Source organism: Sphingopyxis sp. L1A2A, from assembly GCF_005502465.1.
Taxonomy (GTDB): domain Bacteria; phylum Pseudomonadota; class Alphaproteobacteria; order Sphingomonadales; family Sphingomonadaceae; genus Sphingopyxis.
The window spans coordinates 52,473-70,930 of record NZ_SCOT01000001.1 but is presented as its reverse complement, the minus strand read 5'-3'; the positions used below and the strand labels follow the sequence as shown (position 1 = coordinate 70,930).

Below are 18,458 nucleotides of genomic sequence, written 5' to 3'. Positions count from 1 at the left end.
AATGCACCAAGGAGGTCCTCCATGCGTCTTGCGTATCTGATCCCCCCGATGGTCCTCCTCGCCGCCTGCGGGCAGGAAAAGCCGGCGTCCGACAGTCCCGGTGCCTCGGTCAGCACCGACGGCAACGTCCAGATCACCGTCGACAAGGATGGTGGCGCGCTGAAGATCAACAGTGACGGGGTGAAGCTCGACCTCGACATCCCCGATCTCGGCGACATGGATATCGCCACCGATTTCGACATCGACGGGGTCAAGCTCTACCCCGGCAGCAAGATCGACACGATGGACATCGACGCCAGCGACAAGAATGGCGCCGACGCCGCGACGGTGAAATTCGGCTTCAGCGCACCCGCCGCGCCCAAGGTGGCCGCCGACTGGATGGGCGCCGAGTTCGCGAAAAGGGGCATCAAGATCACCCGCACCGGCAACAAGCTCGCGGGCAAGGACAAGGACGGCGCCGATTTCCGGATCAACTTCGCCCCCGATGGCGCGACCGCCAAGGGGGAGGTCGTGATCGTCAAGAGCTGAGGGTCGGTCCAACACCCACCTCCGTTCGTGTCGAGCGAAGTCGAGACACGCTGGCGCGGTGTTCGCGTGTCTCGACTTCGCTCGACACGAACGGGACGTGGTTGGCTATTCGCTACCCGCTGTTCCGCAATGCCGTCGCGATCGCATTGATCGTCAGCTGGATGCCCTCGGCGATCCGCGGGTCGGTCTCCCCGGCGCGATGGCGCTTCATCAGTTCGATCTGGAGCAGGTTGAGCGGCTCGATATAGGGCAGGCGCAGCCGGATCGACGCTTCGAGCGCCGGGTTCTTTTCGAGCAACCGCGTCTGGCCGGTGATGCCCAGCAACCCGTCATGCGCGCGGTTCCACCCGTCGCGGATGCGCGCAAAGATCGCCTCATGACCGTCGATATGCCCCGCCAGCTCGGCATAGCGCGCCGCGATCCCCATGTCGGATTTCGCCAGCACCATCTCCATATTGCCGAGCAGCGCGGCGAAAAAGGGCCAGCCCGCGGCCATATCGGCCAGCAGCGCCTTGTCCTTGAACGCCGCAAATCCCTCGCCGGTCCCGTACCAGCCGGGCAGCATCGCGCGCGCCTGCGCCCAGCTGAACACCCAGGGAATGGCGCGCAGATCCTCGATCGCGTTCGACTTGGTGCGGCTCGACGGGCGCGACCCGATCTTCAGCGTCGCGATCTCGGCGATCGGGGTCATCGCGCGGAAGAAATCCTTGAACGCGGGCGTGTCGTACACCAGCCCGCGATAGGCGGCGAAGGCGCCGTCCGACAGCATATCCATCGCCGCGGTAAAGCGCGCCGCGTCGGCATCGCTCAGCGCCTCGGGCTCGAGGCTGGCGAGCAGGCTCGCCGATACCATCGCCTCCAGGTTCGTCGCCGCGCTGGCCGCGGTGCCATATTTCGCCGCGATCACTTCACCCTGCTCGGTGATGCGGATGCGCCCCTGCACCGTGCCCGCGGGCTGGGCGCGGATCGCGGCAAAGGCGCTGCCGCCGCCGCGCCCGACCGCGCCGCCGCGGCCGTGGAACAATTGCATCGCGGTGTCGGCGTCCTCGAACACCGGGGTCAGCGCCTGCGACGCCTGATGCAATCCCCAGGTCGAGGTCAGGTAACCGCCGTCCTTGTTCGAATCCGAATAGCCGATCATCACTTCCTGATGCCCGCGCGCGCCGATCTGCGGGCCGATTTCGGGCATCGCGAAATAACGCGCCATGATGTCGGGCGCCTTGTCGAGATCGGCGATCGTCTCGAACAGGGGCACCACCATCAGGTTTGATTGGCCCGCCGCTGCGCCGCTCCGCCACAATCCGGCCTCGCGCGCCAGCACATGGACCTCCAGCAGGTCGGACAAAGTCTGCGCCATGCTGATGATCCATTGGCAGATCGCATCGCCGCCCAACCGCGCACGGACGTCGGCGGCGGCGTGGACGATCGCCAGCTCGCCCGCGGTTTCGTCGCTCCACTGGTGCCACGGTGCGGCGAGCGGGCGGTCGCTTTGCAGTTCGGCGGTGAGCAGCGCGACGCGCGCCTCTTCGTCCAGCGCCAGATAATCGGCGCAGACCCCCGATACTTTGAGCAGCTCGGCGAGCACGCGCTCATGCACCGCGCTGTTCTGCCGCATGTCGAGCGTTGCGAGGTGGAATCCGAACACCTCGACCGCGCGGATCAAACGCCCAAGCGCACCGATGCCGCCGAATTGACCCTGGCCGCTCGCCGCCAGCCCGCCCGCGATGATGACGAGGTCGCGGCGCAGATCCGCGGGAGTGGCATAGGGCGCCCCGACGAGCGCCGAAGGACGCGGCGGCGCCTTGCCGACGATCTGCGCATAGGTCGCGCACAACCGCGCATAAATCCCCGACAGCGCGCGGCGATAGGGCTCGTCGCGGCGGCTCGGCGCGGTATCGCCGCTCGCCTCGGCCAGTGCCTCGACCGCGTCCGGAACCGGCGCAAGGCTGGCCGACACCGACAATTCGGCGCCCAGGCGGTGGACGGCGTCGATATAATGGCCGAGCACCGCCGCGGCGTTGCGGCCGGTCGCCATGACCATCGTCTCGGCGGTGACGAAGGGATTGCCGTCGCGGTCGCCGCCGATCCAGCTGCCGACGCGCAGGAAACTCGCGGGGCGCGTCCCCAGCTCGGCTTCCCAGCGCGCGTAAAGTTTGGGCACCACGGGCAGGAACACGTCGCGCAAATAGGTCAGCGCATTGTCGATCTCGTCGGCGACGAAGAGCTTCTCCATGCGCAGCGGGCGGGTTTGCCACAGCAGCACGATCTGCCGCCGGATCGCATCCTCGACGACGTCACCCTCGGGCGTCTCGTCGGCGCCGCTGTCGCGCAGCAGCATCAGCTCTGCGATGCGGTTCTTGTGGTCGAGCACCGATTTGCGCCGCACCTCGGTCGGGTGCGCGGTCAGCACCGGCGCGACGAGCGAGGCGCTCAGCAGCGCCGCGATCGCGTCGCCGTCGATCCCGTCGGTGCGCAGCTTGTCGATCGCTGCCGCCACCGTCGCCTCGGGTTCGGCGGCGACCCCCTGGCGGTCCTCGGCCAGATTGGCGAGCATCGAAAACAGCATGAACCCGCGCACAAAGGCGATGGTGTCGTCGAGGCTCAGCGCATCGAGCCCCGGATCGATCGCCTCGGCCCCCGCGATCCCGCGGTGCCGGTCGACGCTCGACGAGCGGATATATTCGGTCTGCCGGAACAATTTGTCGCCGCCATAGGCGCGAATGACATCCCCCAGGATCCGCCCGAGATAGCGGATGTCGGGATTTTGCGAGATCTGGATCGGCGGGCCCATGCGCTCGATTGCTGCACCTGCGAAGGCGCAGCGTCAAGCGGCAGGGTGCGCGCATAGCTATGCGCCGCCCACACCTTCCGTCATCCCGGCGAAAGCCCGGATGTCAACGTATCGAAAAAACGCGAGGTCGAGATCCCGGCCTTCGCCGGGATGACGAGAATAGGCCTAGCGCGTCTTCACCAGATTGAGCGTCCCCATGTCGATCCGGCTCCGGCCATCGAACGCCACGCTTTTGCGCGTGTCGGTGATGAACATCAGCCGCCCCGACGCGTCGGTGATCCGTGCCGAAACCGCATAGCTGTGCCGGGGGTCGAGCGGACGCTGGTCGACGGTCAGCGAAAAGGCGAAGGGCACCTGACGCCCGTCGGCGGTAAAGTTTTGCTGCGCAATGGTGCGCGACGGTGCATCCATCAGGCTGACATCGCTCAGCTGGATTTCGATCTGCGCCGTCGGCGGCAACGCGATGCGCTCGCGATAGGTGATCTGCCCGGTCACCGACACCGGCTGTTCGGACGGCCCCAGCGTCGCACACGCGGCAAGCGGCAGGGTGGCGAGGCTGAGCGCAAGCGCGCGGGCGATACGGACCATGGTTGTTCTCCTGTTCTGGCTGGCGGCCCGGTAGCGCCGCCGCGATGAACCCTGTCTGTCCGCTTTGCTGCCTGTCGGTCAGCCTTCCAGTTCGACATCCCAATACAGCCAGTCGATCCAGCTCGTATGCAGATAGCCGGGCGGAAAGGCGCGGCCATTGTCCTGCAATTGCCAGCTCGTCGGGCGCCACGGCTGGCGATAGATCGGCATCCGCGCCTGTTGCGGCGTCCGCCCGCCCTTTTTCAGATTGCAGGGCGCGCAAGCGGTGGTGACATTTTCCCAGCTCGTGCGCCCGCCGAGGCGGCGCGGCACAACATGGTCAAAGGTCAGATCCTTGCCCGACCCGCAATATTGGCACGAAAACCGGTCGCGCAGGAACAGGTTGAAGCGGGTGAACGCCGGGTGCTGCGACGGTTTGACATATTGGCGCAGCGCGATGACGCTGGGGATCGGCATCGTCCGCGTCGGCGAGTGAATCTCGCGCTCGTAATTTTCGACGATGGTGACGCGGTCGAGGAAAACCGCCTTGACCGCGGTCTGCCACGGCCACAGGCTCAGGGGATAATAGCTGAGCGGCGTATAATCGGCATTCAGGACAAGCGCGGGACAATTATCGGGATGCCGGACAAGATCGGGATGGAACATGGCTGCGAAACATTGCCCCCGTTGCTGAGCGCCACCTTGCGAAGTGGATGGCGCGCCACTGCCTTCCCCAAGTGACAGGGTCATTACATGCCGCATCAGATTCTGGCGTCAAGGGGGCATCTGCCGCAAGATATGGAAGGAATCGGATGACGTCGGCACAGTATATGGGTTCTTTACCACTCCGATGCTGACCCGTTTCGCGCCCAGCCCGACCGGCGACCTGCACCTCGGCCACGCCTATAGCGCGGTGCTGGCGCACGCTGCGGCGCGCGCCGCGGGCGGTAAATTCTTGATCCGTATCGACGATATCGACGGCAGCCGGTCGCGCGAAGCCTATGTCGGCGCGTCGCTCGCCGACCTTGCGTGGCTCGGGCTCGACTGGGATGGCGAACCGCTGCGCCAGTCGGCGCGGCGCGGCGATTATGCCGCGGCGCTGGACCGTCTGCGCGCCCGCGGCCTTGTCTATCCCTGTTTCTGCACCCGCGCCGACATCGCCGCCAGCCTGTCGGCGCCGCACGGCCCGTCGGGCGCGATCTATCCGGGCACCTGCCGCGATCTTGCCGCAGCCGAGCGCGAACGACGGATGGTGGCTCAGCCGCATTGCTGGCGCCTCGATACCGCCGGTGCCGTGGCGCTTGTCGGTGATCTGGCGTGGGAAGAACAAGGGCAGGGGCCGCGCCCCGCTGATCCGCTCGCCCATGGCGACATCGTTCTCGCGCGCAAGGATGCGCCCGCCAGCTATCATCTTGCCAGCACCCTCGACGATGCGATGTTGGGGGTCAGCCATGTCATTCGCGGCGCCGACCTGATCGCTGCGACCGACGTCCACCGGCTGCTTCAGGCGCTGCTCGACCTGCCGACGCCGGTCTATCGCCATCATCCGCTGGTTTGCGGCGCCGACGGCCAGCGGCTCGCCAAGCGCGACGCCGCGGCATCGCTCGCGTCGCTGCGCGCGGCGGGGATCGATGGCAGGGCGCTGGCGGGTGATTTGCTGGGCCAGCGGCTTCCCACTGGATATTCGCTGCGGATGCCCTAAATTGGCGCCATGAACATCCTGCTCATCATCGGCGTCGTCGTGGCGGCCGGCTTCGTCCTCTTCTCGCTCGCGCGCGGGCTGTTTTATTTCTCGCAAGGCCACCGCGCCGCGATGGACGGCACGGTCGAGGAAAATCAGCTGATGCAGAACAAGATGATGATGTCGCGCGTCAAGTGGCAGGCGATCACCATCATCCTGATCGTGCTGATCGGCTTGCTCGCCGCAGGCGGCTGATCGGGGACGCTTCTTCTTCCGTTCGTGTCGAGCGAAGTCGAGACACCCATCGTTCGTGCCCGCCTTCCCGGTGTCTCGACTTCGCTCGACACGAACGGGGTAGGGTGATGGTCCCACTACGGATTATCCACACATGGTCAAACTGAACAAAATCTACACCCGCACCGGCGACGACGGCACCACCGGGCTGGTCGACGGCTCGCGGATCGCCAAATCGGCGCCGCTGATGGCGGCGATCGGCGATGTCGACGAAGCGAACAGCGCGATCGGCATCGCTGCCGCCGCGCTCGACCCCGCTTGCGACGCCGCCGCGATGCTGGCGCGGATCCAGAACGAGCTGTTCGACCTGGGCGCCGATCTTGCCACCCCCGCCGACATCCAGTTCGGTTTCGGCCCGCACGACATGGCGCTGCGCATCGTCCCCAGCCAGATTGCGCGGCTGGAGGACGAGATCGACCGCATGAACGACGATCTCGACGCGCTCAAGAGCTTCATCCTGCCCGGCGGCACCGACGCCGCGGCGCGGCTCCACCTTGCGCGCGCGGTTACGCGCCGCGCCGAACGGGCGGCGGTCGCGGCCGGTGCGGATCGCGACCTCAACCCGCTCGCGCTCACCTATCTCAACCGCCTGTCCGACCATCTGTTCGTGCTCACCCGGCACCTGAACGCCGCGGCGGGCGGTGACATCCTTTGGAAGCCGGGCGCGACGCGCTAGCCTGATGATCCTCCCTGTGGCGAAGCCATGGGGAGGGGGACCGTCCGCGAAGCGGATGGTGGAGGGGCGGCAATGTCAGCGCCCAGCCCCTCCGTCAGCGGCTGCGCCGCTGCCACCTCGCCATCGCTACGCGACAGGGAGGATCGAGATTGTTCCCTAAATGTTCTAGACATTTCGCTACCGCGTAACCATATTCAATCTTCATGCGAAACCGAATCGCATCGCGGGGGATTGTCTCATCATGGCCAGCCGAACCGACGCACGTCCGACAACCGAACCGCTTGAATCGCTCGCACAGCGATTCGCTGCCACCCGCCGCCTGTCGCTCGACCTCGTCGCGACGCTGTCCGACGCCGACGCCAGCGCGCAGTCGATGCCCGACGCCTCGCCCGCCAAATGGCACCTCGCGCACACGACATGGTTCTTTGAAACCTTCATCCTGCGCGACCATCTGCCGGGCTATCGCCCGTTCGACGATCGCTACGCCTATCTGTTCAACAGCTATTATGAGGCCGAAGGGCCGCGCCACGCGCGCCCGCAGCGCGGTCTGCTGACCCGCCCCTCGCTCGCCGACATCTGCATCTGGCGCGCGCATGTCGATACTGCGGTGCAGACGGCGCTGCCCGATCTGCCACCCGCGGCGCACATATTGATCGAACTCGGCATTCAGCACGAACAGCAGCATCAGGAATTGCTCCTGACCGACCTCAAACATCTCTTTGCGCAGAACCCGCTCGGCCCGGCGGTGTGGAAGGCCGAAACGGCAATCGCGAGTGAAGTTGCGCAGTTTTCCGCCATGAAATGGATCGAGGGCAAGGCGGGCATCGTCTCGATCGGCCATGGCGGCGACGGCTTTGCGTTCGATTGCGAAGGCCCGCGGCACGATGCGCTTTTGCCCCCGCACGTGCTCGCCAGCCGCCCGGTCAGCAACGGCGAATGGCAACAATTTATCGCCGACGGCGGTTATCACACGCCCTCGCTGTGGCTCAGCGACGGCTGGGCGTGGGTGCAAGGCGAAAATATCGACGCGCCCGCCTATTGGGATGGTGACCGCTACTTCACCCTGGCGGGCTGGCGGGCGATCGACCCCGCCGCCCCCGTCACCCACATCAGTTTCTACGAAGCTGACGCGTTCGCCAGCTGGGCGGGCGCGCGCCTGCCGACCGAGTTCGAATGGGAGGCCGCGGCGGCCACGCTCGATCCGGCCGCGGGACAGCAGCTCGATACCGCGGGGCCGGTGCAACCCGCCGCGTTCCCCGATGACGCCGGTTTGCAACAGATGTTCGGCAGCGTGTGGGAATGGACCGGCAGCGCCTATCGCCCCTATCCCGGCTTTCGCGCCGCCCCCGGCGCGGTCGGCGAATATAATGGCAAGTTCATGAGCGGCCAGTTCGTGCTGCGCGGCGGCAGCTGCGCGACCCCGCGCGGCCATCTGCGCCCCGCCTACCGCAATTTCTTTTACCCCCACCAGCGCTGGCAATTCACCGGCGTGCGTTTAGCCAAGGATTTTTAGATATGGCGGTCGTCCGCAGCCTGCGTCAGGTCGACGCCGACCATGCCGGAGTCGATATCGCGTTTCGCGCTGACGTCCGCGCCGGGCTCAGCCAGACGCCCAAGGCGATCCCGGCGCGCTGGTTCTACGACGCGACCGGATCGGCGCTGTTCGAGGATATCACCGCGCTCCCCGAATATTATCCGACGCGCAGCGAAACCGATCTGCTCATCCGCCATGCCGCCGATCTCGCCGCAGCGATCGGTCCGGGGCGTGCGGTCGTCGAACTCGGCTCGGGCAGCTCGGCCAAGACCCCGCTGCTCCTCGCCGCGATCGCCCCCGCGGCTTATGTGCCGGTCGATATTTCGGGCGACTTCCTGCGCGACAGCGCGCGCGCGCTCGCGGCGCGCTTTGCGGGGTTGCCGGTTTATCCGGTCGAGGCCGATTTCACCCAGCGCGTCGAATTGCCGGGCGAAATCGCCGACCTGCCCAAACTCGGCTTTTTTCCGGGCAGCACGATCGGCAACATGGTCGCGCGCACCGCGGTCGATCTGCTGCGCCACTGGCGCGGCGCGCTCGGCGACGGGTCGCTGCTGCTGATCGGTATCGATAGGATCAAGGATGTCGGCGTACTCGAACGCGCCTATGACGACCCGGCGGGGGTCACCGCGGCGTTCAACCTCAACCTGCTCGAACGGATCAACCGCGAACTCGGCGGTGACATTCCGGTCGAAAACTTCACCCACCGCGCGGTCTGGGACGATGTCCATGCGCGCATCGAAATGCATCTGGTCGCCGCGTGCGCCATGGATTTCACGATCGACGGACATCGCTATCATATGGCGGCGGGGGAGACGATCCACAGCGAGAACAGCCATAAATATGGCGCCCGCGACGCGAATTTGCTGCTCCGCGCGGGCGGCTGGACCCCGGTCGCGACCTGGGACGACACCGACCCCGCCTTTGCCCTGATCCTGGCCGCCGCGACCGCCTTCCGCTCGGCCCCCTGATCCTCCAGCCTTGACGCATGATACCGACACCGTAGGGCACGGGCGGGGTTTCCAGCGAAAGGGCAGTTTATGATCGTCGGCGTCATCGGGGCAGGGCAAATGGGCGCAGGCATCGCCCAGGTTTCGGCGGGCGCGGGTCATGACGTGCTGCTGTCGGACATCGATCTGGCGCGCGCCGAAGCCGGCAAGGCGGGAATCGCCAAGGCGCTTGGCCGCCTCGTCGCCAAGGACAAGCTGACCCAAAGCGATGCCGACGCGCTGCTCGCCCGGATCACCCCGGTCGCCGATCACAGCGCCTTCGCCCCCGCCGACCTTGTTATCGAGGCGGCGACCGAGCGCGAGGAGATCAAGCGCGCGATCTTTGCCAGCGTCGGCCCGCATTTGTCGGCGACCGCGATCCTCGCCAGCAACACCAGCTCGATCCCGATCACCCGCCTGGCGCAGGCGTCGCCCGATCCGGCGCGCTTTATCGGCGTCCATTTCTTCAACCCGGTGCCCGTGATGGGGCTGATCGAACTGATCCGCGGCCTCGCCACCAGCGACGCGACGCTGCAGACGGTCGAGGCGTTCGGCCGCGGCCTCGGCAAGGAAATCGTCCACGCCAACGACGCGCCGGGCTTCATTGTCAATCGCGTCCTGATGCCGCTGATCAATGAAGCGGTGTTCGCGCTCGGCGAAGGCGTCGCGACGATGCGGGACATCGACACCGGCTGCCGTCTGGGGCTCAATCATCCGATGGGTCCGATTACGCTGGCCGACTTCATCGGGCTCGACACCTGCCTCGAAATCATCCGCGTCCTGCACAGCGGCACCGGCGACCCCAAATTCCGCCCCGCGCCGCTGCTCGTCCAATATGTCGAGGCGGGCTGGGTCGGCAAAAAGGCGGGCCGCGGCTTTTACGACTGGACGGGAGCGGAACCGGTTCCGACGCGTTAGTGGGTGGCTGTCAGGGGGCAGCGAAGGAGGCACCATATGCACAGGAAAATTCTCGCAGCTTTGTCGGTCGCGGCATTGGCCGCCTCGGCGACCGCCTATGCCCAGCAGGGCGCACCCGAAGATTCGACGATCAAGGATACCGCCAATCAGGTGACCGAACCGTTCGACGGCAAAGAAATTCCGCCCAAGCTGCTGGCCATTCAGGAAAGTCCCTATTCGCTCGCCGGCCTTGGCAAATGCGCCGCGATCATCGGCGAAATCAACGAACTCGGCACCGTGCTGGGCCCCGACGTCAATGAACAGGTCGACAAGGACCGCGCGAAGAAACGCGAAGAAACCGCTGGCCGGGTGGTCGGCAATGTCGCGGGGTCGATTATTCCGTTTCGCGGGCTCATCGGCGAAGTCACCGGCGCCAATGCCGAACGGCGGCGCTATGCGCTCGCGGTCTATGCCGGAACGGTGCGCCGCGGTTTCCTGAAAGGCGTCGGGCTCGAACGCGGTTGCAAGGCGCCCGCGCGGCCCTGATCCGCGGACGGCAAGGGAGGGGATTTGCATGGACGTCGACAATATCCGCAGCTTCACGATCGATGTGCCGCAGGCGGCGCTCGATGACCTGAACCAGCGGCTGGCGCGCACCCGCTGGCCCGAAAAGGAAACCGTCGGCGACTGGGATCAGGGTATCCCGCTCGCTTATGCGCAGGAACTCGCCGCCTATTGGCAGGGCAGCTATGACTGGCGCCGCGTCGAAGCGCGGCTGAACGCGCTGCCCAATTATCTTGCGACGATCGATGGGCTCGACGTGCATTTCATCCATATCCGCTCGGTCAACCCCGCCGCGCGCCCGCTGATCCTGACCCACGGCTGGCCGGGGTCGGTGCTCGAATTTCTCGACGTCATCGAACCTTTGTCGGCCGACTATCACCTGGTGATCCCGTCGCTGCCCGGCTACGGCTTTTCGGGCAAGCCGACCGCGGCCAAATGGAGCGTCGAGCATATCGGCGCCGCATGGGACGCGTTGATGCGCGCGCTCGGTTACGCCCGCTATTTCGCGCAGGGCGGCGACTGGGGCAGCGCGGTGACCTGTGCGATCGGCATGAACCACGCCGATCATTGCGCCGGCATCCACGTCAACATGGTCGTCGGCGCGCCGCCGCCCGACCTGATGAGCGACCTCACCGAGGCCGAGCAGCTCTATCTCGCGCGCTTCGGCTGGTATCAGGCGAAGGACAGCGGCTATTCGACCCAGCACGCCACCCGGCCGCAGACGATCGGCTATGCGCTGACCGACTCGCCCGTCGGGCAAATGGCGTGGATCGCCGAAAAATTTCATGGCTGGACCGATTGCGGGCATCAGCCGGGCGGCCAGTCGATCGGCGGCCATCCCGAACAGGCGCTGTCGAAGGACGCGATGCTCGACACGATCAGCCTCTATTGGCTGACCGCCAGCGCCGCCTCGTCGGCGCGGCTTTACTGGCACAGCTTCCGAAATTTTGCGGCGGGCGAGATACTGGTGCCGACGGGGTGCAGCCTGTTTCCGAACGAGATCATGCGGCTGTCGCGGCGCTGGGCCGAACGGCGTTACAAAAATATCGTCCACTGGAACGAACTGCCGCGCGGCGGGCATTTTGCCGCTTGGGAACAGCCCGAATTGTTCGTCGGCGAAGTCCGCGCCGCGCTGGCCAAGATGGACCTCTGAGGAATTGCGTACAGCGGTCCTAGCGCGGCACCATCACCTGGCGGCAGGTCTCAGGTGACGAACGCAGCGCGGTGTTCCACATCGCCTCATTACCCTTGGTGTGCAGGCGCCAACCGGCGCGATTTTCGTACATCGCGCCGCTCGCCGCGGGCGCCGAGCGCATCGTCTCGGCGCGGCCGCCGTTGACGCTGACCAGCGCCCGGTCGCCGACAAAATCGACCTTCAGCCGGGTGCCGCGGTCGCATTCATAATAGGTGCTGACCCCAGGCCCGCCGACTGCGGCGCAGGCCGAAAGCAGCAGCGCGGCCGCGCCGACCGAAGCGACCTTCATCGTGGTCATGGACGTCTCCTTCAATAGCCCGACCGGACGCACAGAACATCGGCCAGATAGACGCGGTTGCTGACCGTTTCCATATGCTCGCGCGCCGACCCGTTCCAGCCGATCGAACGGCAATAATTGTCGGCGGTCTGCGCCGCGCAGTTAGCCGTCGCCGACCCATATTCGCAGGCGAGGACGCGGCGGTTGCCGCGGGCTGGCTGGGTGTGGAATTCGGCAAAATTGCCGCGCGCGACCTGATCATTGGCGGGCGGTGCCGGATCCCATCCGCCGCCGCTGCCGACCGGGCGGATCGACTGGATCGTCAGGCCGCGCAGGACATTGTTCAGCATCGGCGTGTCGCGCTCGACGGTGCGGCAATTGCCGCGAAAGCGGGTCTTTTCGCACAGCTCCCAGCGCCCGCTGGCGACGCGCACCGAATTGACCGGCCACGCCAGGCCAAGGTTGGGTTTCGCCTCGCCGATGAACACCGCCGGGCCGCGGTAGGCGGCGTCGCGATAGATCGTCGCCTCGGGCGGACGGTACATCTTGTCCTCGGGGGTCTGGGCGCTGGACGTGGCGAGGACACCGGCCCCTATCGATGCCGCGGCCGCGGCGAGGATCGACAAACGATATGCGATTTTCATGGCAAACTCCCTGCTGGCGAACGCGACCCGGGATTCGTTTTCGGTCAGCAGTTTACGTCATTCGGGGTGGGCTTGCAAATTCTCCCAAGCGCCGCGAGCGGCGGGTTAGGGGGCTTTGGCGGGCGCGGTCGCCGCTGCGTCCGGTGCCGCGGCGGGGGCTTCTGCTGGGGCGGCGACCGCCACGGGCGCCGTGGGCGGCGGGGCGACGGGCGGCGCAATCCCGAGCATCAGCCCGGCGAGCGCCGCGGACATCAGGTTCGACAAGCTGCCCGCGAGCAGGGCTTTCAGGCCCAGCCGCGCGATCATCGGGCGCTGGTTGGGCGCCAGCCCGCCGGTGACCGCCATCTGGATCGCGATCGAGCTGAAATTGGCGAAGCCGCACAGCGCGAAGGTGGCGATCGCGACCGCGGCGAGCGACATGTCGCCCTGCACCTTGCCGAGGTCGATGAAGGCGACGAATTCGTTGAGCACGATCTTGCTGCCGAACAGCCCGCCGACCACCGCGCTTTCGTCCCACGGTACGCCCATCAGCCACATCACCGGGCGGAACAGCGTGCCGATCACGGCCTGGAACGACAGGTCGGGATAGCCCAGCCAGCCGCCGATACCGCCGAGCAGGCCGTTGGCGAGTGCGACGAGCGCGACGAAGGCGAGCACCATCGCGCCGACCGCGACCGCCAGCTTGACCCCGGTCTGCGCGCCCTGCGCCGCCGCCATGATGATATTGGCGGGCTTTTCCTCGTCATGGCTCGCCTCGGGCATGATCACCGGTTCGATGCCCAGATCCTTGGGATCGTCGGGCATCATGATCTTGGCCATCAAAATGCCGCCCGGTGCCGACATGAAGCTGGCGGCGAGCAGATAGGGCAGCAATTGTTCGCCGATCATGCTGGCATAGGCGCCCAGGATCGTCCCCGCGACCCCGGCCATACCGACGGTCATGATCGTGAACAGCTGCGGCGGGGTCAGCCCGGCGAGATAGGGGCGGATGACGAGCGGCGATTCGGACTGGCCGACAAAGATGTTCGCCGCGGCGCCGAGGCTTTCGACCTTGGTGATGCCGGTGATTTTCTGAATCGCGCCGCCGACCCATTTGATCACCAGCTGCATGATGCCGAGATAATAGAGGATCGAGATCAGCGAGGCGAAAAAGACGATGACGGGCAGGGCGGCGATGGCAAAGCTGTTGGCGCCGATTTCGGGCGAAGCGAGCGGGCCAAAGATGAAATCGGTCCCCGCCTTGGCATAGCCGAGCAGGTTCGACACGGCATTCGACATCGCCTGGATGACGGCGCGGCCCCATGGGGTGCCGATCACCAGCAAGGCAAATCCGGCCTGGAGCAGAAAGGCAGGAATGACGACGCGCAGGCGAATCCAGCGGCGGTTCGATGAAAACAGCACCGCAATCGCCAGCAAGGCGACGATACCGACCAGACCAATCAGGCGTTCCATATGTTATTGCGTCCCCCGCAAGTTTGTTGCGCCTTGTCTAGCGGGCTTTGACGGTGGGGCAAGTGCCGCTGCTCCGCCCATCTTTCCAGCGCCGCCAAAAGCGACTATCGGGCGGCATGACCGACACCACATCGACGGCGCTGCCGCGCACACTCTCGCCCTCGCTCTTTCTTTTCACCATCATCTATGGCGGCATGGTCGTGCTCGCCGGGGTGCTGGGAAACAAGCAGGTCGCCCTGTTCGGGGGGCTGGCGGTCGAGGCTGGGATTTTCCCGTTCCTGATCCTCGTCGCGCTGTCGAGCGCGGTGTCGGAGCTGCAGGGCCAATCGACCGCGAACAAACTGGTGCTGTGGGGCTTTGTCCCGCTGGTGATGTCGATCATGCTGACATCGCTGGTCTATTCGCTCCCGGCAGCGCCCGAGATGGACCCGGCGCGGCTGGCATCGTTCGAAATGATCCTGGGCCAGACCCCGCGCCTGATGGCGGCGGGGATCGTCGCTTATGGCACGTCGCAGTTCCTGAACGTCACCATCTTTTCCAAGCTGCGTGGGCGTGCAGGCGCCGGAACCGGCACGACCTGGCTCGCGATCCGCGGCGCGATCGCCAGCGCGCTCAGCCAGATCGTCGACACCCTGTTGTTCGTCACCATCGCCTTTTACGGGGTCTTCCCGATCGCCAATCTGATGGGCGGCCAGATGCTGGCCAAGGTCGCGCTGTCGGTGCTGGTGATCCCGTTCGTGATCACCGGACTGGTCGCGCTGGGCCGCAATCTCGACGCCAAGAACGGCGGATGATGGTGATGACCGACCCGTCGAAAATGCCCGACCTGCTCGCCAAGGCCGAAACGCTCGTCGAGGCGCTGCCCTATTTGCAGCGCTACGCCGGCGAAACCTTCGTGATCAAATATGGTGGCCACGCGATGGGCGATGCCGAGGCGCAGCGCGATTTTGCCGAGGATGTCGTGTTGCTGAAAGCGGTCGGCATCAATCCGGTCGTTGTCCATGGCGGCGGGCCGCAAATCGGCGCGATGCTGAAAAAGCTCGGCATCGAATCCTCCTTTGTCGGGGGGCTGCGTGTCACCGACGCGGCGACCGCCGAGGTCGCCGAGATGGTGCTGGCGGGCAAGATCAACAAGGAAATCGTCGGCTGGCTCGCCGCGCTCGGCGGCCGCGCGGTCGGCATTTCGGGCAAGGACGCCAATCTGGTGCTCGCCGAAAAGGTCACGCGTAGCGAGCCCGACCCCAATTCGGGGATCGAGCGCCATGTCGATCTGGGCTTCGTCGGTGAACCAGTGGCGGTCGATCCGACGATCCTGATCAACCTGACCAAGGATAATTTTATCCCGATCGTGGCCCCCGTCGCGCTGGGCGCCGACGGTGCTACCTATAATATCAACGCCGATACGATGGCGGGCGCGATCGCCGGGGCGCTCGGCGCCAAGCGCTTCTTCCTGCTCACCGACGTTGCCGGAGTGCTCGACAAATCGGGCGCGCTGCTCACCGACCTCGACCGTCCGGCGATCGACGCGCTGAAAAGCGACGGCACGATCACCGGCGGCATGATCCCCAAGGTCGAAACCTGCGTCGCGGCGGTCGATGCCGGGGTCGAGGCGGCGGTCATCCTCGACGGGCGCATTCCGCACGCGATGCTGCTGGAAATTTTCACCGCAAGGGGTGCAGGCACGCTCATTCACCGCTAAGAGACGCGGCAAGATCCTTTTTCGGAGAAATCGCCTTGGTTCTCATGCTCCTCCAGATCGTCCACATCATCCTGACGGTCCTGTGGTGGTTCATCATCGCACAGGCGGTGATGTCGTGGCTGATCGCGTTCAACGTCATCAACACGCACAATGATTTCGTCAATCAGCTGTGGACGGTGCTCGACCGGATTACCGAGCCGCTGTACCGCCCGTTCCGCCGCATCATGCCCGATTTTGGCGGGCTCGATCTGACCCCGATGCTGGTGCTGATCATCATCATCATTCTCGACGGGCCGGTGCTCGGTTATCTGGCGCGGCTGGCCTATGCCAATGGCATGGCGTGATGATGGCTGACACCGCGGCGCAGCTGATCGACGGCAAGGCATTTGCCGCTGGCCTGCGCGCCCGGATTGCCGACGCCGTCCCCGCCTTTGTCGCCGCCGCCGGGCGCCCCCCGGGCCTTGCCGTCGTGCTGGTCGGCGACGATCCGGCGAGCGCCGTCTATGTCGGGTCGAAGGGCAAGGCGACGGTCGCCGCGGGCATGGCCAGTTTCGAGCATCGCCTGCCCGCCACCGCGTCGCAAGCCGAGGTTCAGGCGCTGCTTGCACGGTTGAATGCCGACGAGGCGGTCGACGGCATCCTGTTGCAATTGCCGCTCCCAGGTCACCTCGACGAACAGGCGGCGGTCGCGACGATCGATCCGGACAAGGACGTCGACGGGCTGACCCCGGTCAGCGCCGGGCGGCTGGCGCTGGGCATCGCCGGCATGGTCCCCTGCACCCCCTATGGCTGCCTGCTGCTGCTCCAGGACCGGCTCGGCGATCTGTCGGGCAAGGACGCGATCGTCGTCGGGCGCTCGATCCTGGTCGGCAAGCCGATGGGGCAGTTGCTGCTCGGCGCCAACGCCACGGTGACGATGGCGCACAGCCGCACCAAAGATCTGCCCGCGCTCGTTCGCCGCGCCGACATCGTCGTCGCTGCGGTCGGGCGCGCTGAAATGGTCAAGGGGGACTGGATCAAGCCGGGCGCGGTCGTCATCGACGTCGGCATCAACCGGCTGGCCCCGGCAGAGGGCGAAACCAAGGGCCGACTGGTCGGCGACGTCGATTATGCCGAGGCCGCAGCGGTCGCCGATGCGATCACCCCGGTTCCCGGCGGGGTCGGGCCGATGACCATCGCCTGCCTGCTTCGCAACACCCTGGTCGCCGCGCACCGCCGCGCGGGACTGGCCGATCCGGAAGGATTCTGATGCGCCAACTGCTGCTGCCCGCGCTCGCCCTGTCGCTGCTCGCCGGTTGTGCCGGTGACCCCAACGACGTCCGCAATCGCCCGCTGGGGCCAAACCCGAGCGCCTTTATCGCCGCCGAAATCGCCTTCGCGCGGTTGGCGCAGGAAAAAGGACAGTGGACGGCGTTTCGCGAAACATCGCACCCTGATGCGGTGATGTTCGTACCGCAGCGGGTAAAAGCGCGCGACTGGCTCAAGACCCAGAAAGACCCCGCCGAAGCGGTGAAGTGGCAGCCGCACGCCGTCTATGTCAGCTGCGACGGCAACAGCGGCGCCACGACCGGCGCGTGGCAGAAGGGGACGACCAACGGCTTTTTCAGCACGGTGTGGATGCGTGATCCCAAGAGCGGCAAGATCGACTGGATCCTTGATCATGGCGATGGGCTGACCAGCCCGCGCGAAGCCCCTGAATTCATCGCCTCGAAGCAAGCGGTGTGCGGATCGCGCCCCGCCGTCCCCATCGAAGCGGGCGCCGAGGGTGACGATATGGCGGTCGGCCTGTCGCCCGACCAGACCCTGAGCTGGACATCGACCGTTCGCCCTGACCAGGCGCGCCGCGTCACGATCCGGCTGTGGGACGGCAAGGCGATGGAAACCGTCATCGACGATCAGGTCGCGGCGCCCAAACAGCCATGATCGACCTGTTCATCTCGGCCTTTGTCACGCTGTTCGTGGTCATCGACCCGCCCGGCTGCGCGCCGATCTATGCCAGCCTGACCACCGGCGCGAGCGCCGCGCAGCGCCGCGCAATGGCGATCCGCGCGACGGTCATCGCGGGGCTGATTCTAGTCTTTTTCGCGATGTTCGGCGAAGCCTTGCTCAGCTTCCTGCACATCGACCTCGACAGTTTCCGGATCGCGGGCGGCATCATGCTGTTCATCATCGCGATCGACATGGTGTTTGAAAAGCGCACCGAGCGCCGCGAACAACGCGCCGAAAAGCTGATCGCGACGCCCGAGATCGAGGATGTGTCGGTGTTCCCGATGGCCATGCCGATGCTGGCCGGACCCGGGTCGATCGCGTCGGTGATGCTGCTGGTCGCGCAGAACAACGGTCTCGACCGCGCGTTCGTGATCTTTGGCGCGCTGCTGCTCGTGCTGCTGCTGACGCTGGGCGCGCTGCTCGCGGCAGGACCGCTGATGCGGCTGATCGGCAATAAGGGCGAGGCGGTGATCACCCGCCTGCTCGGGGTGTTGCTCGCGGCGCTGGCGGCGCAGTTTGTCATCGACGGGCTGAAGGCGAGTTTTCCGTCGCTCGCCTGATCCCGATCGCGGCGCTGTGACTTATGTCCTTGGAACCGGCAATGATTGCGGGCATCGTCGGCGGGGTGGGATCGAAATGCGTTGCCGCGACGTTTGGATTCCAGTCAGGTAGCAGGGAGCAGCA

The 18,458-nt window shown here is 66.0% G+C and carries 21 protein-coding genes; 15 read left to right on the top strand and 6 right to left on the bottom strand.

Features of this window, described 5'->3' with window-relative positions; translation table 11 throughout:
- Nucleotides 1-21: 21 nt before the first annotated feature.
- A complete protein-coding gene (locus tag FFS68_RS00370) occupies nucleotides 22-528 on the top strand; it encodes a hypothetical protein (protein ID WP_137751327.1) in 507 nt (168 codons plus the stop codon).
- A gap of 112 nt (nucleotides 529-640) precedes the next feature.
- On the opposite strand, the gene ppc is transcribed toward FFS68_RS00370, so the two are convergent.
- The 3 genes from ppc to FFS68_RS00355 all read right to left on the bottom strand — a co-directional run bounded on the left by ppc (nucleotide 641) and on the right by FFS68_RS00355 (nucleotide 4,552).
- On the bottom strand, nucleotides 641-3,319 hold the full coding sequence (gene ppc / locus FFS68_RS00365) for a phosphoenolpyruvate carboxylase (RefSeq protein ID WP_137751326.1): 2,679 nt from the start codon (nucleotides 3,317-3,319) through the stop codon (nucleotides 641-643).
- Between the two features lie 165 nt (nucleotides 3,320-3,484).
- Entirely contained in the window at nucleotides 3,485-3,907 is a 423-nt protein-coding gene (locus FFS68_RS00360; protein ID WP_137751325.1) for a YbaY family lipoprotein, read from the bottom strand.
- A 78-nt stretch (nucleotides 3,908-3,985) separates the two neighbouring features.
- On the bottom strand, nucleotides 3,986-4,552 hold the full coding sequence (locus tag FFS68_RS00355) for an HNH endonuclease (protein ID WP_137751324.1): 567 nt from the start codon (nucleotides 4,550-4,552) through the stop codon (nucleotides 3,986-3,988).
- Between the two features lie 184 nt (nucleotides 4,553-4,736).
- On the opposite strand from FFS68_RS00355, the gene gluQRS reads away from it, so the two are divergent.
- From gluQRS to FFS68_RS00310, 8 genes are all read left to right on the top strand, one after another.
- The gene (gluQRS, locus tag FFS68_RS00350) at nucleotides 4,737-5,588 is read left to right on the top strand and encodes a tRNA glutamyl-Q(34) synthetase GluQRS (RefSeq protein ID WP_137751323.1); all 852 of its coding nucleotides are present in this window, start codon (nucleotides 4,737-4,739) and stop codon (nucleotides 5,586-5,588) included.
- A gap of 9 nt (nucleotides 5,589-5,597) precedes the next feature.
- A complete protein-coding gene (locus FFS68_RS00345) occupies nucleotides 5,598-5,822 on the top strand; it encodes an HIG1 domain-containing protein (protein ID WP_137751322.1) in 225 nt (74 codons plus the stop codon).
- Between the two features lie 133 nt (nucleotides 5,823-5,955).
- Nucleotides 5,956-6,537, top strand: a complete 582-nt coding sequence (locus FFS68_RS00335) for a cob(I)yrinic acid a,c-diamide adenosyltransferase (RefSeq protein ID WP_137751321.1) — start codon at nucleotides 5,956-5,958, stop codon at nucleotides 6,535-6,537.
- A gap of 241 nt (nucleotides 6,538-6,778) precedes the next feature.
- Nucleotides 6,779-8,050 (top strand): ergothioneine biosynthesis protein EgtB, encoded by a 1,272-nt coding sequence (gene egtB, locus FFS68_RS00330; protein WP_137751320.1) that lies wholly within the window; start codon nucleotides 6,779-6,781, stop codon nucleotides 8,048-8,050.
- Nucleotides 8,051-8,052: 2 nt separating this feature from the next.
- Nucleotides 8,053-9,039 carry an L-histidine N(alpha)-methyltransferase gene (gene egtD, locus FFS68_RS00325; protein ID WP_137751319.1) on the top strand — a complete coding sequence of 329 codons (987 nt, stop codon included), beginning with the start codon at nucleotides 8,053-8,055 and terminating at the stop codon, nucleotides 9,037-9,039.
- Nucleotides 9,040-9,108: 69 nt separating this feature from the next.
- Entirely contained in the window at nucleotides 9,109-9,975 is an 867-nt protein-coding gene (locus FFS68_RS00320; RefSeq protein WP_137751318.1) for a 3-hydroxyacyl-CoA dehydrogenase NAD-binding domain-containing protein, read from the top strand.
- A gap of 36 nt (nucleotides 9,976-10,011) precedes the next feature.
- On the top strand, nucleotides 10,012-10,500 hold the full coding sequence (locus FFS68_RS00315; protein WP_137751317.1) for a hypothetical protein: 489 nt from the start codon (nucleotides 10,012-10,014) through the stop codon (nucleotides 10,498-10,500).
- 28 nt (nucleotides 10,501-10,528) lie between these two features.
- A complete protein-coding gene (locus FFS68_RS00310) occupies nucleotides 10,529-11,671 on the top strand; it encodes an epoxide hydrolase family protein (RefSeq protein ID WP_137751316.1) in 1,143 nt (380 codons plus the stop codon).
- 19 nt (nucleotides 11,672-11,690) lie between these two features.
- Here FFS68_RS00310 and FFS68_RS00305 read toward each other — a convergent pair whose 3' ends face one another.
- The 3 genes from FFS68_RS00305 to FFS68_RS00295 all read right to left on the bottom strand — a co-directional run bounded on the left by FFS68_RS00305 (nucleotide 11,691) and on the right by FFS68_RS00295 (nucleotide 14,086).
- Entirely contained in the window at nucleotides 11,691-12,011 is a 321-nt protein-coding gene (locus FFS68_RS00305; RefSeq protein WP_137751315.1) for an MliC family protein, read from the bottom strand.
- 11 nt (nucleotides 12,012-12,022) lie between these two features.
- Entirely contained in the window at nucleotides 12,023-12,634 is a 612-nt protein-coding gene (locus FFS68_RS00300; RefSeq protein ID WP_137751314.1) for a beta/gamma crystallin-related protein, read from the bottom strand.
- A 105-nt stretch (nucleotides 12,635-12,739) separates the two neighbouring features.
- Nucleotides 12,740-14,086, bottom strand: a complete 1,347-nt coding sequence (locus tag FFS68_RS00295; protein ID WP_137751313.1) for a nucleoside transporter C-terminal domain-containing protein — start codon at nucleotides 14,084-14,086, stop codon at nucleotides 12,740-12,742.
- Between the two features lie 116 nt (nucleotides 14,087-14,202).
- Between FFS68_RS00295 and FFS68_RS00290 the strand changes: the two genes are divergently transcribed.
- The 6 genes from FFS68_RS00290 to FFS68_RS00265 are packed head-to-tail and all read left to right on the top strand — an operon-like array spanning nucleotide 14,203 to nucleotide 18,334.
- Nucleotides 14,203-14,880, top strand: coding sequence for a queuosine precursor transporter (locus FFS68_RS00290; RefSeq protein ID WP_137751312.1), 678 nt, complete (start codon nucleotides 14,203-14,205; stop codon nucleotides 14,878-14,880).
- Nucleotides 14,881-14,885: 5 nt separating this feature from the next.
- Nucleotides 14,886-15,785: an acetylglutamate kinase gene (argB, locus tag FFS68_RS00285; RefSeq protein ID WP_137751536.1), complete on the top strand. Its 900-nt coding sequence runs from the start codon at nucleotides 14,886-14,888 to the stop codon at nucleotides 15,783-15,785.
- 44 nt (nucleotides 15,786-15,829) lie between these two features.
- Nucleotides 15,830-16,129: a YggT family protein gene (locus tag FFS68_RS00280; protein ID WP_137751535.1), complete on the top strand. Its 300-nt coding sequence runs from the start codon at nucleotides 15,830-15,832 to the stop codon at nucleotides 16,127-16,129.
- Nucleotides 16,129-17,034, top strand: a complete 906-nt coding sequence (gene folD, locus FFS68_RS00275; RefSeq protein WP_137751311.1) for a bifunctional methylenetetrahydrofolate dehydrogenase/methenyltetrahydrofolate cyclohydrolase FolD — start codon at nucleotides 16,129-16,131, stop codon at nucleotides 17,032-17,034. Before FFS68_RS00280 ends, folD begins: the two co-directional genes overlap by 1 nt.
- Complete coding sequence (locus tag FFS68_RS00270; RefSeq protein WP_137751310.1) at nucleotides 17,034-17,708, top strand: hypothetical protein; 675 nt, start codon at nucleotides 17,034-17,036, stop codon at nucleotides 17,706-17,708. Before folD ends, FFS68_RS00270 begins: the two co-directional genes overlap by 1 nt.
- Nucleotides 17,705-18,334 carry a MarC family protein gene (locus FFS68_RS00265; protein WP_137751309.1) on the top strand — a complete coding sequence of 210 codons (630 nt, stop codon included), beginning with the start codon at nucleotides 17,705-17,707 and terminating at the stop codon, nucleotides 18,332-18,334. The genes FFS68_RS00270 and FFS68_RS00265 overlap by 4 nt, the downstream gene beginning before the upstream one ends.
- Nucleotides 18,335-18,458 lie beyond the last annotated feature (124 nt).

Excerpts from the sequence above, each read along its gene's own strand:
- FFS68_RS00370 (WP_137751327.1), top strand. The coding sequence starts at position 22 with ATGCGTCTTGCGTATCTGATCCCCCCGATGGTCCTCCTCGCCGCCTGC.
- ppc (WP_137751326.1), bottom strand. The coding sequence starts at position 3,319 with ATGGGCCCGCCGATCCAGATCTCGCAAAATCCCGACATCCGCTATCTC.
- FFS68_RS00360 (WP_137751325.1), bottom strand. The coding sequence starts at position 3,907 with ATGGTCCGTATCGCCCGCGCGCTTGCGCTCAGCCTCGCCACCCTGCCG.
- FFS68_RS00355 (WP_137751324.1), bottom strand. The coding sequence starts at position 4,552 with ATGTTCCATCCCGATCTTGTCCGGCATCCCGATAATTGTCCCGCGCTT.
- gluQRS (WP_137751323.1), top strand. The coding sequence starts at position 4,737 with ATGCTGACCCGTTTCGCGCCCAGCCCGACCGGCGACCTGCACCTCGGC.
- FFS68_RS00345 (WP_137751322.1), top strand. The coding sequence starts at position 5,598 with ATGAACATCCTGCTCATCATCGGCGTCGTCGTGGCGGCCGGCTTCGTC.
- FFS68_RS00335 (WP_137751321.1), top strand. The coding sequence starts at position 5,956 with ATGGTCAAACTGAACAAAATCTACACCCGCACCGGCGACGACGGCACC.
- egtB (WP_137751320.1), top strand. The coding sequence starts at position 6,779 with ATGGCCAGCCGAACCGACGCACGTCCGACAACCGAACCGCTTGAATCG.
- egtD (WP_137751319.1), top strand. The coding sequence starts at position 8,053 with ATGGCGGTCGTCCGCAGCCTGCGTCAGGTCGACGCCGACCATGCCGGA.
- FFS68_RS00320 (WP_137751318.1), top strand. The coding sequence starts at position 9,109 with ATGATCGTCGGCGTCATCGGGGCAGGGCAAATGGGCGCAGGCATCGCC.
- FFS68_RS00315 (WP_137751317.1), top strand. The coding sequence starts at position 10,012 with ATGCACAGGAAAATTCTCGCAGCTTTGTCGGTCGCGGCATTGGCCGCC.
- FFS68_RS00310 (WP_137751316.1), top strand. The coding sequence starts at position 10,529 with ATGGACGTCGACAATATCCGCAGCTTCACGATCGATGTGCCGCAGGCG.
- FFS68_RS00305 (WP_137751315.1), bottom strand. The coding sequence starts at position 12,011 with ATGACCACGATGAAGGTCGCTTCGGTCGGCGCGGCCGCGCTGCTGCTT.
- FFS68_RS00300 (WP_137751314.1), bottom strand. The coding sequence starts at position 12,634 with ATGAAAATCGCATATCGTTTGTCGATCCTCGCCGCGGCCGCGGCATCG.
- FFS68_RS00295 (WP_137751313.1), bottom strand. The coding sequence starts at position 14,086 with ATGGAACGCCTGATTGGTCTGGTCGGTATCGTCGCCTTGCTGGCGATT.
- FFS68_RS00290 (WP_137751312.1), top strand. The coding sequence starts at position 14,203 with ATGACCGACACCACATCGACGGCGCTGCCGCGCACACTCTCGCCCTCG.
- argB (WP_137751536.1), top strand. The coding sequence starts at position 14,886 with ATGACCGACCCGTCGAAAATGCCCGACCTGCTCGCCAAGGCCGAAACG.
- FFS68_RS00280 (WP_137751535.1), top strand. The coding sequence starts at position 15,830 with ATGCTCCTCCAGATCGTCCACATCATCCTGACGGTCCTGTGGTGGTTC.
- folD (WP_137751311.1), top strand. The coding sequence starts at position 16,129 with ATGATGGCTGACACCGCGGCGCAGCTGATCGACGGCAAGGCATTTGCC.
- FFS68_RS00270 (WP_137751310.1), top strand. The coding sequence starts at position 17,034 with ATGCGCCAACTGCTGCTGCCCGCGCTCGCCCTGTCGCTGCTCGCCGGT.
- FFS68_RS00265 (WP_137751309.1), top strand. The coding sequence starts at position 17,705 with ATGATCGACCTGTTCATCTCGGCCTTTGTCACGCTGTTCGTGGTCATC.